The sequence below is a fragment of the Limisphaera ngatamarikiensis genome, assembly GCF_011044775.1.
In the GTDB taxonomy this organism is placed as follows: Bacteria; Verrucomicrobiota; Verrucomicrobiia; order Limisphaerales; family Limisphaeraceae; genus Limisphaera; species Limisphaera ngatamarikiensis.
This window is the reverse complement of the sequence record NZ_JAAKYA010000072.1, coordinates 50,141-64,923: the sequence shown is the minus strand read 5'-3', so window position 1 is coordinate 64,923 and position 14,783 is coordinate 50,141. Positions and strand designations below refer to the sequence as shown.

7 protein-coding genes are annotated in these 14,783 nt (G+C 65.8%); 2 read left to right on the top strand and 5 right to left on the bottom strand.

Annotated features, from left to right (window positions below; all coding sequences use genetic code 11):
* Nucleotides 1–5: 5 nt before the first annotated feature.
* The 5 genes from G4L39_RS10625 to G4L39_RS10605 all read right to left on the bottom strand — a co-directional run bounded on the left by G4L39_RS10625 (nucleotide 6) and on the right by G4L39_RS10605 (nucleotide 10,749).
* A complete protein-coding gene (locus G4L39_RS10625) occupies nucleotides 6–1,079 on the bottom strand; it encodes a DUF4236 domain-containing protein (protein WP_165108089.1) in 1,074 nt (357 codons plus the stop codon).
* 315 nt (nucleotides 1,080–1,394) lie between these two features.
* Nucleotides 1,395–4,067 (bottom strand): GH39 family glycosyl hydrolase, encoded by a 2,673-nt coding sequence (locus G4L39_RS14705; protein ID WP_205880949.1) that lies wholly within the window; start codon nucleotides 4,065–4,067, stop codon nucleotides 1,395–1,397.
* An 11-nt stretch (nucleotides 4,068–4,078) separates the two neighbouring features.
* Nucleotides 4,079–6,280, bottom strand: a complete 2,202-nt coding sequence (locus G4L39_RS10615) for a glycoside hydrolase family 31 protein (RefSeq protein ID WP_165108087.1) — start codon at nucleotides 6,278–6,280, stop codon at nucleotides 4,079–4,081.
* A 33-nt stretch (nucleotides 6,281–6,313) separates the two neighbouring features.
* A complete protein-coding gene (locus tag G4L39_RS10610) occupies nucleotides 6,314–8,155 on the bottom strand; it encodes a GDSL-type esterase/lipase family protein (RefSeq protein ID WP_165108085.1) in 1,842 nt (613 codons plus the stop codon).
* The gene (locus G4L39_RS10605; protein ID WP_165108083.1) at nucleotides 8,152–10,749 is read right to left on the bottom strand and encodes a glycosyl hydrolase; all 2,598 of its coding nucleotides are present in this window, start codon (nucleotides 10,747–10,749) and stop codon (nucleotides 8,152–8,154) included. The genes G4L39_RS10610 and G4L39_RS10605 overlap by 4 nt, the downstream gene beginning before the upstream one ends.
* An 833-nt stretch (nucleotides 10,750–11,582) precedes the next feature.
* Here G4L39_RS10605 and G4L39_RS10600 point away from each other — a divergent pair.
* Together G4L39_RS10600 and G4L39_RS10595 are read left to right on the top strand one after the other, a co-directional pair.
* Entirely contained in the window at nucleotides 11,583–14,078 is a 2,496-nt protein-coding gene (locus G4L39_RS10600) for an ATP-dependent Clp protease ATP-binding subunit (RefSeq protein WP_240893939.1), read from the top strand.
* Between the two features lie 97 nt (nucleotides 14,079–14,175).
* A partial coding sequence (locus G4L39_RS10595) for an MlaE family ABC transporter permease (RefSeq protein WP_240893938.1) occupies nucleotides 14,176–14,783 on the top strand: 608 nt, incomplete at its 3' end.

Below are 14,783 nucleotides of genomic sequence, written 5' to 3'. Positions count from 1 at the left end.
GGGGTTCATGATCCGGGAGGGCGAAGCCCGAGGCGGGCTGCGACGTCCGCGTAGTCGGGTGCTTCGGCGTAGAGACGTTCCAGCTCGTTTTGAGCCCGTTTGGTTTCGCCCATGGCTTCGTAGACCAGGGCACGTTCGTAGCGCAGGGCGTGCAGGAGGGGCTCGGGCCGGTCCTGTTTACGGCGGAGGGCGAGGTTGAGGACTTCCCGGGCTGCTTCCAACAGGCCGAGGTGGCGCAGGGCGCGGGCTTTGTAGAGCAGCAGTGCGGTGTGGACCGGTGTGGCGTTGTCGGGTGGGCCCGTGAGTTCGACGACGCGACGGGCCTGCCTGGGGGTGAGGGGTTGGGATTCCATCAAGAGCTCGGCCAGGGAGACGCGGATGACCGGGTCGTTGGGCTCCAGGGCCAGCAGTTTTTCGAGGCAGGCCATGGCGGCGTCAGCTTGCGCGGTTTGCTGGTACGACTCGACCAGGGCCAGGAGGACACCTCGCAGGTTGGGGCCGATGCAGGCTGAGAGGGTGTCGGTGATGGGAAGCTGGATGTCGAGGGTCAGGCCGTATTTGGTGAAGAGGCGGCCCAGAGAGTCGGCCTTTTTCGCGGCCCATTGGAGCCATGAGGCGGCGCGGTTGAACTGCCCGAGTTTGAGCGCCAGGATGCCGGCGAGGAAGGCGCAGTCAGGCAGGTGGCCGGCCTTTTCGAAGTGGCTCAGGGCCTCCGTGAGGCGGTTTTGGGTCAACTCGCGGCAACCGTCGATGAACGCTTCTTCGTCGTCCGGGGTGATCCATCGCTTGAAGCGTCCGAGGTTGAGTCGCTGTTCCAACAGGGCCTTTTCCAATTGCGGTGTCAGGGTGGGGCTGGGTGGCGGGGCCGGATCGGGTCGGTGGCCCGATCTTTTGGGCGGGGTCAAGCTCGTGGTGTAGAAGAGGCCGGTGCCGGGCAGGCCGATGGTGGCCCGTGTGCCTCGCGGTCCAATGGTGAGCTTTGCGCCGCGCGGTCCGAAGGAGACGGAGGGACCGGATTTGCTGAGGTTCACCGTGACACCGGGGAACAGTTGGAATCTGCGCCAGAAACGGAAGCTCATGGGCTTTGTCGGGCTGATATCGTGTGCGGGTTCGGCCGTTTGTGGCCGTTCGCCGGGGTTGGATTATCGCCGGGGTTGGGAGGCCGGGCAAGGGTGTGAGTGGTTGGGGGCACGGGTCTCGAGGTGCGGGGCCGCCGGCCCGGACTGTGGAGGTGGAGACTGGAGCCCGGGGATCGGCTGCGATGATGGGACACAGGCGCGCAGGTTCCGATTCGCGGGGCCGGGGGACGGGCGTGAACCTGGGCGGCGGATGGATGGCCCGGGCAGGGCAGCGCGGCTTGGGACACGGGGGTGCGTTCGAGTCCGGTCGGTGGGTTAAGAGTGGTCGTTCGAGAGGGTCAGGAACGAGACCCCTTGGCGCGGGAGGATGAAGTCGATCGAGATCTGGCGTTGGTGGACGGGCAGGGTGCGGGCCGGTTCGTATTCGCTGAGGGCGGAGGCGGCTTCGAGTCGGGCGCGTTGTTCCGGGGTGATGGGGTTGGGTTGACCCATGCGAAGCCACTCGGTGTAGGCGTTGCTGTGGTCGTGGTCGATGCGGAGGTGGGTCAGGCGCAGCTGGTGCCAGCCTTCGGGGAGGTCGCGGAAGGTGAGATGGACGTGGGCCGAGGGCCCCGGGAGATCGTCATCGTGATAATGCCAGAGGAGCACGTGGAGGGCGTTGGTGGTGAGGGTGGCGACGGCGGCGACGTCGGGTTCGTTGCGGACGCCGTGTTCGAGGATGTCGTCGAGCGGGGCTGCGGCAGTGCTGGTGACGGGCAGTTCGGCGCCGTCCATGCGGCTGAACATGCGGAAGACGTTGAGGACGGGCAGATCAATCCCGTCGGTGGCCAGTTGGCGGAATCCGGCGAAGGGCGGTTGGTTTTCAAAGGTGAAGGCCCAGGTGAGGACTCCCTCGAGTCGGATCTGGTGGCGGCGGGCCAGCTCGAGGATGCGGGGGAAGCTGGCGGCGGTGTAGCTGGCGTAGAGGGTGCCGTTGCGGTAGCCGAGCTGGGGGCCCTGGCAGGCGGCACAGCCTTCGGGGTCGGATTCACCGAGGATCACCGGCGTGTCCCGCAGTTCGGGGAAACGGTTCAGGAGGCGGAAACCGTCGCGGATGGTGCGGAGGTGGACGTGGAGGCCCATGCGGACGTGTCCGTTGGTGAAAACGGGCGCGCCCTTGGCGTGGAAGGAGACGAAATCGAGCGGGGTACCGCGCCGGCCGGTGGCGTGGTTGGTGCCGCGGAGGCAGTGTACGAGGAAGGCTTCCATGAAGCGGCCGCCGCTGCCGGCCACATCGGGTCCGCCGACGCGTGCGGTGGGCAGGGCGCGGCGCACGGCGTGGATGGCGAAATCGTGGAGCCGGAGGAACTCGTCGCGGGTACCCTGCCAGTAACCGATGTTGGGTTCGTTCCAGACCTGCCAGTACCACTGTTCGACCTCGGCCCGGCCGTAACGTTCGATGCAATGTTGGACCCAGGCGTACACGAGGTCGGCCCATTTTCCATAGTCCCTGGGCGGGTGGGCCCAGCCGGTGTAGATGGCTTCGTAGGGGGCGCCGGGGTGCCAGTTGTGCTGGTAGGGGTCGGGGCGGGTGGAGAGGTCGCGGGGCATGAAACCGATCTCGACGTAGGGTCGGACGCGGCAGGCGCGGTAGGTGTCGAAGATGCGGTCGAGGATGGTCCAGTCGTAGATGGGGCGGCCCTGTTCGTCCTCGCGGTAGACGCCGGTGGACCCCCACTTGAGTGCGGGTGTGCCGTCGCCGGAATTCAGCAGGTTGTGGGTGCGGAAGAAGACCTGGTCGGGTCGCAATGCGCCGAGTTGGCGCATGAGTTTTTGGCCGTTGGGCATGTAGGCATAGTTGGGTTCGTCACAGCCGAAGAAGCGCCAGACGGGCGGCCATGGGGGACCGGGCTGAGCGGCGTTGATGTGGAGGTGGACCGGGAAAGGGGCCGGGCCCGCGCCGGGTGCGGCGGGTGGAAGCAGTTCGATGAAGGTGGGGGCGTCGCGGTCGCAATGGAGCCAGCCGTTGGTGTAGGCGAGTTCGACCACCTGGATGGAGGAGCGACGTTGCTCGTAGCCGTCCTTCTGGGCGTCCGGGCCGCGGCGGCCCGGGTGGGTGAAGTAGAAGAGGAAGGCGCGGTTGCCGGAGACGACGACGTCGGGGTGCTGGCCGACGACGCCGTCGTCGGGGCCCTGACCGGGCTCGGCCAACAGGTCGTGGGGTTGGCGGGTCCAGTGCAGTGCGTTGGTGGATTTGTAGACGGCCAGGCCGCGCCAGACGTCGGTGATCATCCAGTAATGGTTCTGCCAGAAGAAGACCTTGGGTCCTTCACCGGGTTGGTCGCCGACCGTTTTGCCGCGATCGGTCCAGGAACGGAGGTCGGGGCTGTCGGCGTAGTAGATGGATTTGCGGTCGCGCTCGTTGTTGTACCAGAGGCGCCATGTGCCGTCGGGGAGGCGAAGGATGCAGGCGTCGATGACGCGGTCGGAGGCGAGCCGGAGTTTTTGAAGGAAGCGCCAATGCCGGAGGTTGGTGCTGGTGAGGTGGACGATGTCGCGCGGGTGGTTCCAGTCGGTGAAAATGCCCGGCACGACGGTGAGGAACATGTGGTGGAGACCGTCGGGGTCGGTGATGACCTCGGGTGCCCAGTGAGTGACCTGGTCTTCACCGAATTCCGGGGGCAGATCGATGTCGGCGGTGCCGAGGTGGAGCCAGGTGCGGCCGCGGTCGGGGGATTCGGCAATACCGATGCGTGTGCCGTGGACCCAGGAGACACCGGGGGCGTTGGTGGCGTTGGCGCGGCGGTTGGTGTAGAACATCCACCAGCGTTGCCGGTGCGGGTTCCAAATGACGACGGGATCGGCGGCGCCGTCGTGGACGGGGTCGCGGTAGAGGGGTTTGGGAGCGGGTTGCGGGCCCGGGGCGCCGGTTGCAGGGATGGGATGGATACAGGAGACCCAGGCGAGCAGGGTCAGTGTGCCCAGGGTTGGGATCCGGGGTGTTTTCATGGGCCTGGAGTTTAGCGGGGGGATTGTGAGGCGGAAGCCTTGCGTGATTCGAACCAGAGCCGGACCTCGGCGTCGAGGGTGCGCAGGTCGGGTCGTTGTCGGGCGATGCGGAGGGCGTCAGCCCATTCGCGGTTGAGGTCGCCGAGGTCCAGGGTGGAACCTTCGCGGATGAAGATGGGGATTTGGTGGAGGTCGGCGGGGACGGTGACGGTTTGGCCGCCGTCATAGGTGTGATCGGGGTTCCATGCGTCGCGCCAGCGATGGCCGGCCGGGAGGTAGACTTCTTGTTGGCGTTGGCCCTTTTGCCAGACGGGCGAGACAACGAGGTCGGGTCCGTAGGCGTAGGTCCACCAGTTGGACCATGCGGCGGGGGCGTCGGGGTCGAGCAGGAAAAGGGGCCGGACGATGGGCATGCCGGTGTGATGGGCTTCGAGTGCGGCGGCCCAGCCGTAATCGGCGAGGCGGTCGTGGAGGCGGGCGTAGAGGCGCCATGCGGCGATGAGGATCTCGTCGTATTCGGGGGGTCTGGGCAGGTTCCAGAACCCGACGTTGCGGGTGGGGCCGACTTCGAAGATGGGGGTGAAACAGCTGAAGGCGAGCCAGCGGGCGCAGACCTCCTGTTCGAGGAGTTGTTGGTTGTAGCCGCAGGTGTCGGATCCCCAAAAAGGATAGCCCATGACAGCGGACCGCTGGGCGGCGATGATGGAGGCGCGGAGCCCCTCCTGGGTGCCGCCGATGTCGCCTCCCCAGAAGACGCCGTAGCGGGTGCTGCCGGTGTAGGCGGCGCGGGGCATGAGGACGAAATCGTCGCCCCGGTATTTACGTGCGACTTCATAAGCGGCCTGAAGGTAGAGTACGGGGTAGATGTTGCGGTTTTGTCGGATGGAGCGGCCGTCGTGGACGCGCCAGGGACCGGTTTCGGGGATGTCCTCCTCGGCGCGATCGAGTTTGAAGCCGGCAACGCCAAGCCGGAGGAGTTTGGCGACGCCTTCCTGCCAATAGGCGCGGGCGGCGGGGTGAGTGAAATCCACGAGGGGCCAGTTATTGCGCCAGGGAGGCTGGCCGGGGAGGTTCCATCCACGTTTGAGGGCGTTGGTGGCCATGTGACCCTGGTAGAAGGGGCCGATCCAGAGGACCATCCGGATGTCCTGTTCGTTGAGCCAGAGGATGGACTCGGCGAAGTTGGGGAGTCGTTTGGGATCGATTTCGAAGTCGTCGTAGCCGAGCCGGCCCGGTCCCCAAGGGCGGTCAATCCAGTAGACCCCGCAGGGGATGCCGAAGGCGCGCATCATGAGGATGTCCTCCATCATTTCGGAGTTGAAGGGGCCGGTGACGGGGGTGCCGTCGTAGTAGGTGTCGCGGTGACGGTGCTCGTCGCGCCAGCGCCAGGGCCGGAACATCCAGCGGGGCGGCAGCACGGGCGGGCCGGTTTCGAGGGCGTGGGCTTTGACGAGGTCGGCGGGAGCGGGTGCGGTGTAGATGCGCAGGTTCAGAGCCGGTCCTTCAAATCCGACGTGGACGCGGTTGGTGTCGGAGACGCAGAAATCGTAGAAGCCGGGCCACTCGGACCGGACGAGCAGGGCGTAACCGCGCGAGGAGAGGTAGAATGGTGCGTAGACGGAGGTGGTGGGTTTGAGGATCATTTCGACGGTTTGGCCGCGGAGGTTCATGGCGGCCTGGATGCCGGGGGCCCAGGAGGCTTGTTGGGGGCCGTCCACCACGCGTTCCATCAGGCCGGTGAAGTATTCCTCCGGCGCGGCATCGAGGCTGAGTCCCCAGCCCAGGACCTCGTCCCCGGGTTCGGCCTCGAGATGGAGCCGGAAATGGGGACCTTCGGTTTCGAGGCGGACCCGGATGGTGAGGTCGTCAGGGGCTTTCCATGTGCGTTCGACGTGGTTGGTCTCACCTGCGCGGGCCGAGAGGCTGAGGTCGGGCGGCAGGTACACACGGCCTCGAGCTGTGACGTAAAACAGGCGATCCAACGTAAGGGTACGCTGGTTGTGGACGGGGCGGAGGTGCGGCGAATGGAGCTGGATGGTGGCCAGGGGCTGGTCGGGCGGCGGCTCGGGACGCGGGCCCGGGGGCGGTCCGGGTTCGAGCGGGATCGTGGTTTGTGCGGCCACGGGCAGGGCGAGGGTGACGAAGAGGCCGATGATGACACCGGTCGGCCCGGGTTGTTGGAGGATTTTGGCCATGTTCCGGATGGTTTTCATGGGTCGATTGGGTGAACGGATTTCGGAAATGATTTACTCGTTGCTGGAGGGGATGCGGATCCATCCCGGGACGGGCGAGTTGGTGAGTTGGGCGAGAGCCGTGGCGAGGATGCGGGCGGTGGCCAGGGCGCCCTCGGGCGTGGTGTGGGTGTGGTCCCCTTCGCGGAAGTAGCGATTGGAAACGACGTTGGCTCCGAGGGATTCGTAATGTCGGGCCACGAGGTCGTTGAGGTCGATGAAGGGGACGTTGAGCTCGGCCGCCACGGTGGCGGCCCAGCCGCCGTAGTCTTGGCGGTTGCGGAGGACGCGACCGTTTTCCCAGCGATTGCGGGGCACGGGCGAGAGGACGATGGGGGTGGCACCGTGATCGAGGGTGTCACGGATGTAGCGACGCAGGTAATGGCCGTAGGTGTGGACGGTTTCTTTCATGCCGGTGGTGCGGTTGGTGATGGAGACGGTTTCCTCGCCGGTGCCATGGAGACTGGCGCGGGCGCGGCCTTCGTCGAGGGGTCCGCCGTCGTTGTGCCCGAACTGCAGGAGGACGAAGTCGCCCGGGCGAAGTTCAGCCCGGACCTGGTCCCAGAGACCCTCGGTGATGAAGGTGCGGCTGCTGCGGCCGCCGCGGGCGCGGTTGATGATGCGGACGACGTTGGTGTTGAAGAACCGTGGCAGTTGGGTTCCCCATCCCATCTGGCCCGGGGTGGTGGTTTGGACGGTGGAATCGCCGATGAGCCAGAGCGTGGGGAGGGGCGGGGCCGGTGGCGGTGGCGGTTGGGCGCGGAGATCGCGGGAGGTTGCCAGGGCAATGACGCGGCCCTGGTCGCCCACGGCGCAGTAGAAGTGGTAGACGACGCCGTTGTGTTTGAGGACCCAGGGTTTGTGGGCGAACTCGCGATCCCAGGGTTCCGAGGGTGCGACGAGGTCGGGTCCGGTCCACGGGGTCCAGTGTTGGAGGTCCCGGGAGACGGCGAAGGTGTCGAAGGCACCGGGTTTCCAGAAGGCGCCGAAGTAGAACATGACCCAATGACCGTGGATGCGGACGATCTGGGGGTCACCGCAGATAACGCCGTGTTTGAGGTGGGGAGGGCGGGGGGCGGCGATGACCGGGTTGGTGCCGTGGCGGCGCCAGGTGCGGAGGTCATCGGAGACGGCGATGCCGATGGTTTCGTCCCCGCGGGGCGGGCGGGCGTTGTAGAACATGACAAAGGGCGCGCCCAGGCCGAGTGAATCGTCGCGGAGGATGTGACTTTTGAAGAGCACACCGGATTCGAAGGGGCGGCTGTCGGGGTCATCCGGTTTGAGGATGGGATCGGGGTGTTTGGTCCAGGGGACGGGCCGGTCGGGGTGCCGGGTTCGGGCCAGTCCGATCATCAGCGGCGGGGCTTCGTAACCGGGGTTGGGGCCGCCGAGGTAGGTCATCCAGTAAAAGCCCTCGTAGGAGAGGAGGGCATGGCTGCCGTTCCAGTCGGGGTCGACAAGGGCGAGTCCGCCCGCGGCGTTGGCGGCGTCCCAGCTGCCGGCGGGTCCGCGTTCCAAGATGGTGCCGAGCGGCTGCCAGTGGAGGAGATCGTCGCTGACGGCGAGCTGGGTGGTGTAGCCCTGGGGATCGTTTTCGAATTGGACGTAGACCATGTACCAGCGGCCGCCGAAGCGGAAGACGTTCGGACAATCCACCTTGAGTCCGGGCGGTGGTCGGAGGACGATCCCATACTTGTAGGGGGTTTTGACCTCCTCGTAGATGCGCTGGAGGACGGCGGGATCCACGGGCGCGGTCGGGTCGGTGGTGACGGTGCCGGCGCGGGCGGCACCGAGCAGTGCGAGGCCGGCGAAGGCGATCCCTGCGGCGGTACCGAAGGACGGATGTGATCGGTTCATGGGTTCAACTGGATGGGCTCGACGGGTGTGAGTGTGACCGGTCCCAGGAGGCCGCATTCGCGGATGGGCCAGTCGGCCGCATTAAAGGGGCGGTAGTTGATGTTGACGAAGTTGATGTCGTGGAAGTTTTTCCACGGCACACCGCGGCGGTCGAGGTCGCGGATCCGATTGGCGGCGACGCTGGTGACTTCGACTTCGAGGAGGTTGTTGGTGGGTTGGAGGTCTCGGAGGGTGAGCTGCCAGGGCGGTTGGAGCAGGGTGCCGAGGTCGTGGCCGTTGACGCGGACGCGGGCGCTTTGGGCGATGCGGCCGAGGTCGAGTCGCCATTGGGTTGCGTTCCACGCCGGCAGGTCAAATCGGAGGGTGTATCGGGCGGTGCCGGCGAAGCGTTCGCGATCCGGGTCGCCGCCCTCGGTCCAGGAACCGAGGGAGCGGGTTTGGAAGCCGGCGGGCAGGGTGGGTCCGCCTTCGATGAACTCGACCTGCCATGGGCCCTGGAGGGGGAAGGTGGGACCGGAAGCGGTCCACCAGATCCAGGGTGGGTCATCGAACGAGGTTTGCGTGGTTTGGAGAATGAGGGATTGGCCGGGCCAGAGCCTGAGGTAGACGGCGACGTGATTGGGGCCGGCGGGCTTTTGCGGGGGCGCGCCGTGTTGGCCGGTCATGGGCTCCAGGAGGCGTACGGCGCGGGCGGGCCGTGCGAGGGTGATCCAGCCTTCGAAGGCTTCGTGGGAAGATCGGTTGGCGATGAAGTAGTAGTGGCCGTTGGTGAGGGCGCGGCGGATGTACAGGAGACCCCCGTCTTCAACCATGGACTCCCGCGGGATTCCGGCGGCCAGCAGGGGCGGGTGAAGTCGGCCGATGAACAGTCTGGGATCCTCGCGGCTGGCCAGGGTTCGGGCGCGGGCGAGTAGCTCCCGGAGCTGGGCTTGACGGGCCTCGAGATTGGCCAGGCCGGGGACGTCGGTGGGGAGCGGCCCTGCGAAGATGACAGGGACACCGGCTTCGGCCAGTTCGATGAGTTTGCGGAGTGTGGGCAGGGGCATGCGCTGGCAGGGCGGGATGACGATGGCGCGCCAGCAGCCGCCCGGCAGACGGACCTCTCCGTGGTCCGCCACGGCCTGTTGCAGGAAGCGATCGGAGACGTAGTCGAAGGCGTAACCGCGGTCCCACAATTCCTCGGCGGTTTGGCCGATGGGTTGGGTTTCGAACCAGTCGCGGGCGTGGATGGTGAGATTGCGGACGGTTCCGGAGGGATCATGCCACAGGTCGTGGATGGGCCAGTAGAGCAGGAGGTCCTGATCGGGCCGGCCGGTTTGGAGGACGGCCTGGCAACGGGTGGCGTAGAGGTTGAGGGCGGGGACGTCGCGCCAGATGGGGTTGCGCGGGTTCATTTGGAAGCTGGCGTAGAAGAGCCAGCCCGGCCATGGCGCTTCGTCCGGGGAATAGCAGGTGCCGTGGTACAAGACGTGGTTGACCCCGCTGAGGAACAGGTCATCGAGCAATTCTTTCATTTGGCCGAGGGTTTCGGTGAAATGTTCGGCCAGCCAGGTGCCGGTTTCGCTGCTGACGAGGGGTCGGCCGGTGAGGTGCGCGGCCGAAGAGGCGAATTTGGAGAGGAGGCGATTGCGGTCGCGGTGGAACATTTCCGTTTCGGGGATGTCGGCGGCGGCGTAAAGATCAATCCAGTTACCGGGTGACCCGTGGGCTTCGTTGCGGGTGATCCAGCCATGGCGATGGGCCCAGGCGGTCCAAAGGGGCAGCGTGACCTCGACCATGAGGTCGGAGATGGTTTCACGGTAATCGGACTTGACGCGCGCGGCGCGGTCGGGTGGTTCGCCGCGGACGAAGGCGTCGAGGTGATCCTGGAGCCGGTAGCCGCGGCGTTTTTCGAATTCGGCCAGGAGCGACGGGGCCCAGTCGCATCGGTACTCGTAGGAGTCGTGGTATTGGGCGCGGGGTCGGGCGCCGGTGTAGTGTGCGAAGGCGTCGTCGAACCAGCGGAGGAAGTTGGTCATGGCGCGGGGCTCGAAGAGGTTGAGCATGGGCCCTTCGCCGCCGGGGGCGGCGCGTTTGACGTTTTGTCCGGAGAAGCGCTGCCAGACGGCGATGACGAGCCATGGACCTGCCGGGGCGGTCCAGTTCAGGGAGCCATCGGCTGCAAGACGGGGCAGGAGATCCACGCGTTGCTGGTCCGGTCCGAAAGCCATGAGGGCCTGGAGTTGACCGGGTGCGATGTCGAGGTCGGGTTTTTGACCGGTTTGGACCGTGTAGGATCGGGTTTGGAGGAGTGCGTTGGCTTCGTCCGGTGCAACCTTGGGTCCGCCGAAACACCATCCCGTGCCGGTGGTCATGTCCACGCCGAGGTCGAGTTGTTCGGCCTGGCGGACCGTGAAATCCAGCATCTCCAGCCATGCGGGGCTGAGGTAGGGGATGTAACGGTCCTCCCAGCCCCTGGCGCCGTAAATGGGGATGATGTGGACGCCGCCGAGGCCGGCCTGGCGGTATCGTGTCAGTTCGCGGACCAGGTTGGTTTTGTCCACGGCGCTGCCCATCCACCACCAGTAGGTCCAGGGCCGGGTTTGGCGGGTCATGGGAGGCCAGACCCGGGCATCCGAGGCGGACAAAGGGTGTGCAAGGATGAGCGTGAGAAGGGCGGTGACGCAGGCGAAAGCCGGGAGGTGCCGGGCAGACGCCGCGGTGGTGGCCGATTTGGATGGGCCAGCGTTCATTTTCCGGGAGTGCAGCTGGTTTCAGCTTGTTCGTTGGTCGGGCCGGTCCCTGTGCAGGGTGCACCGCCCGCGTTTTGACGGGAACAGATTGCCGTGGAGCCCGGTGTGCGCCAATGCCCAATTCTGGTCATGTCGCGGGCGGCCGGGATGGGTGGTTCGAGTGATTGCCTGAGAGGTTTGGCGTGGTGCGCCCGGCAGCCGGGCATGAGCCGGGGAACGGATGAGCACGAGCCGGCGTGGTGGCCATCGGACCCACGCTTTTACCGATGTTGCGACACGGGTGCGGTGCCATGGGCTCTCCACCATGGAGCCCCGGGAAGAATCCGGTGGTCACCCGGTACTGATGGGACTTGAAGGAAGGCTGCAAACCATGCATCTTGGCAGCGACGGTCGTATCAGGCCCTGCAACCGTCTGCCCGGTGTGGCGCGAGCCGCGGGAGCGCGGCTTGGCTGCGGGGCCGAACCGGTATCCCGGGCTGTGGGGGTTTTGGACGGGGGGCGAACGACCGGGCCGGGTTCCGCAAATTGCAGGTGCGAGGAGGCCGGTCGGGGCCCGGGACGCCACGAACCGCTTCAGTTCTTGCGGTGAATGTCCGAAGAACTAGGCGGTGCGGTGAGCAAGCCTGCGCCAAGCCAGCGAATCCGGGGCGCCGCACTGGACAAAGCGGGATGCATGGCGCAATTTGAGCATGGCTATGAACGAAGAGTCCATGAGCAACTTCACGCCGCGTGCGCAGCAGGTGCTGGCGCTGGCGCGGAAGGAAGCTGACCGTTTCAACCACAATTTTGTGGGCACGGAGCATTTGCTCCTCGGTCTGCTGAAGCTGGGTCAGGGCGTTGCGGTGAACGTCCTGCAGCGCATGGGCCTTGATTTGGAGACGGTCCGGATGGAGGTCGAGAAGCTGGTGGGGACCGGTCCGGACCAGAAGATGATGGGCAATATTCCGTTCACGCCGCGGGTCAAGAAGGTTCTGGCTCTGGCGCAGAAGGAGGCCAAGGCGCTCAACCACAGTTACGTGGGGACGGAGCACATTCTGTTGGGGTTGTTGCGGGAGGGGGATGGCGTCGCGGCCAAGGTATTGAAGAGTTTTGACATTGATCTGGAGCAGACCCGGCAGGAGATCCTGCGCGAGCTGGATCCGAACTTTGCCTCGCAGCAGGACGAATCCGGTGGCGAGCCGATGGAGAAGCCTGCGCCGGGTCGGAAGGCGGAGGTCAAGACGCCGGCGTTGAAGGCGTTTGGCCGGGATCTGACAGAGATTGCGCGACGCGGCGAGCTGGATCCGGTGATCGGTCGGCGCAACGAGATCGAGCGGGTGATCCAGATTTTGTGCCGGCGCACCAAGAACAACCCCGTGCTGCTGGGTGAGGCCGGCGTGGGCAAGACGGCCATTGTGGAGGGCCTGGCGCAGGAGATTGCGGCCGGCAACGTGCCGGAGATTCTGCGCGACAAGCGGCTGATCACCCTGGATCTTGCGTTGATGGTGGCCGGCACCAAGTACCGCGGGCAGTTTGAGGAGCGGATCAAGGCGGTGATGGATGAGATCCGGCGCTCGCGGAACGTGATCCTGTTCATTGACGAGCTGCACACCATCGTGGGGGCCGGATCGGCCGAGGGCACGATGGACGCCTCCAACATCATCAAGCCGGCGTTGAGCCGGGGCGAGCTGCAGTGCATCGGGGCCACGACGCTGAACGAGTATCGGAAGTACATTGAGAAGGACGCGGCGCTGGAGCGTCGTTTCCAGGCGGTGCGGGTGGAGGAACCCACGCCGGAGGAGACGATCCTCATTCTCAAGGGGCTGCGGCCGAAGTACGAGGAACATCACAAGGTCGAGTACACCGACAAGGCGTTGGAGGCGGCCGTGCGGTATTCGGTGCGGTACATTACGGACCGGTACCTGCCGGACAAGGCCATTGACCTGATGGACGAGGCCGGTTCGCGGGCCCGGATCAGCACGATGATCCGGCCGCCGGAGATCAAGGCGCTGGAGGCCAAGATCGAGGAGATCAAGGCGGCCAAGGAACAGGCCATCAAGAACCAGGATTTCGAGGGCGCGGCCGCCATGCGCGACAAGGAGAAGCAGGCCAAGGAAAAGCTGGAGGCCCTGTTGCGCGAATGGCGGATGACGCGGGAGGAGAAGCGCGTCCGGGTGGACGAGGAGGACATCCTGGAGGTGGTTTCGAAGTGGACGGGCATCCCGCTGCAGCGCATGGCGCAGGGCGAGATGCAGCGGTTGCTGGCCACGGAGGCCGAGATGGAGAAGGTCATCGTGGGTCAGCACGAGGCCGTGACGGCCATTTGCAAGGCGTTGCGGCGGTCCCGGGCCGATTTGAAGGATCCGCGCCGGCCCATCGGCTCGTTCCTGCTGCTGGGGCCCACGGGGGTGGGCAAGACGCTGCTGGCCAAGACGCTGGCCGAGCAGTTGTTCGGCGACAGCAAGTCGCTGATCCAGCTCGACATGAGCGAGTACATGGAGAAGTTCAACGTGTCGCGTCTGATCGGTTCGCCGCCGGGTTATGTGGGTTACGAGGAGGGCGGTCAGCTGACCGAGCAGGTGCGGCGCAAACCGTACTCGGTGGTGTTGTTTGACGAGATTGAGAAGGCCCACCCGGACGTTTGGAACATGCTGTTGCAGATCCTCGAGGAGGGGAAACTGACGGACAACGTGGGCCGGGTGGTGAACTTCCGGAACACCATCATTCTGATGACCTCCAACGTGGGGTCGGAGGTGATCCGGCGTCAGGGAACGATCGGGTTTGGTCCGACCAGCGAGGAGATGACCTACGAACGGATCCGGGAGCGGATCCTGGAGGAGGCGAAGCGGGTGTTCCGGCCGGAGTTTTTGAACCGGCTGGACGACGTGATCGTGTTCCGGCCGCTGAACAAGCAGGATCTGATTGCGATTTTGGATCTGGAGATTGCGAAGGTGCTGAACCGGCTGCAGCAGCGGAACATCCGGCTGGAGCTGGACACCGCGGCCAAGGAGTTCCTGGTGCAGAAGGGATACGATCCGCAGTATGGCGCGCGTCCGATGCGTCGTGCGGTGGAGCGGTACCTGGAGGATCCGCTGGCCGAGGAGATCCTGCGGGGCACGATCCACGAAGGCGAGCCCGTGCAGGTGACGGTGGAGGGCGACCGGCTGGTGTTCAAGCAGAACGCTCCGGCGGCGGGCGCGTTGTCCGGCTGAAGCGGTGGATCTGGAGGAAGCGGAGGCACCGGATACCGGCGGAGGTGTCCGGTGTCTTTTGCTTTTGAAGGCGGGCGGCATGTGTTAGAAGGCCGGCATGCGCCGGGGTTGTGCATGGTGGACGGACTGGCTGTGCGGGCTGGGTCGGTTGACCCTGCTGGCCCGGGAGGCATTTGGTTCGTTGCTGCGCGGGCGGGCTCAAGCCCGGGATGTCCTGGTTCAGATTCACTTCATGGGGGTCAAATCGCAGTCGGTGGTCCTGATCACCGGGGCGTTTACGGGCATGGTGCTGGCCGCCCAGACCTTCTTCCAGTTCCACAAGGTGCGGATGGACACGGCGACGCTGGCGGTGGTGAGCGTGTCGATGTGCAGTGAATTGGGTCCGGTGTTGACCGGGTTGATGGTGGCGGGGCGGGTGGGGGCGGCGATTGCAGCCGAGCTGGGGACGATGCGGGTGACCGAGCAGATTGACGCGTTGCGGACGCTGGCCACGCATCCGGTGGACTATCTGGTGGTGCCGCGGCTTCTGGCGGCGCACATAGCGCTGCCGCTGTTGACGGCGGAGGCGATCACGGTGGGGATCGGGGCGGGTTACGTTGTGGGGGTGGGTTTGCTGGGGATTGATGCGGCGTATGCGTGGCACAACATGCTGCGGTACACGGGTGTGGTGGATGTGTTGATCGGGTTGATCAAGGCGGTGATTTA

Excerpts from the sequence above, each read along its gene's own strand:
- G4L39_RS10610 (WP_165108085.1), bottom strand. The coding sequence starts at position 8,155 with ATGAACCGATCACATCCGTCCTTCGGTACCGCCGCAGGGATCGCCTTC.
- G4L39_RS10625 (WP_165108089.1), bottom strand. The coding sequence starts at position 1,079 with ATGAGCTTCCGTTTCTGGCGCAGATTCCAACTGTTCCCCGGTGTCACG.
- G4L39_RS10600 (WP_240893939.1), top strand. The coding sequence starts at position 11,583 with ATGAACGAAGAGTCCATGAGCAACTTCACGCCGCGTGCGCAGCAGGTG.
- G4L39_RS10615 (WP_165108087.1), bottom strand. The coding sequence starts at position 6,280 with ATGAAAACCATCCGGAACATGGCCAAAATCCTCCAACAACCCGGGCCG.
- G4L39_RS14705 (WP_205880949.1), bottom strand. The coding sequence starts at position 4,067 with ATGAAAACACCCCGGATCCCAACCCTGGGCACACTGACCCTGCTCGCC.
- G4L39_RS10605 (WP_165108083.1), bottom strand. The coding sequence starts at position 10,749 with ATGACCCGCCAAACCCGGCCCTGGACCTACTGGTGGTGGATGGGCAGC.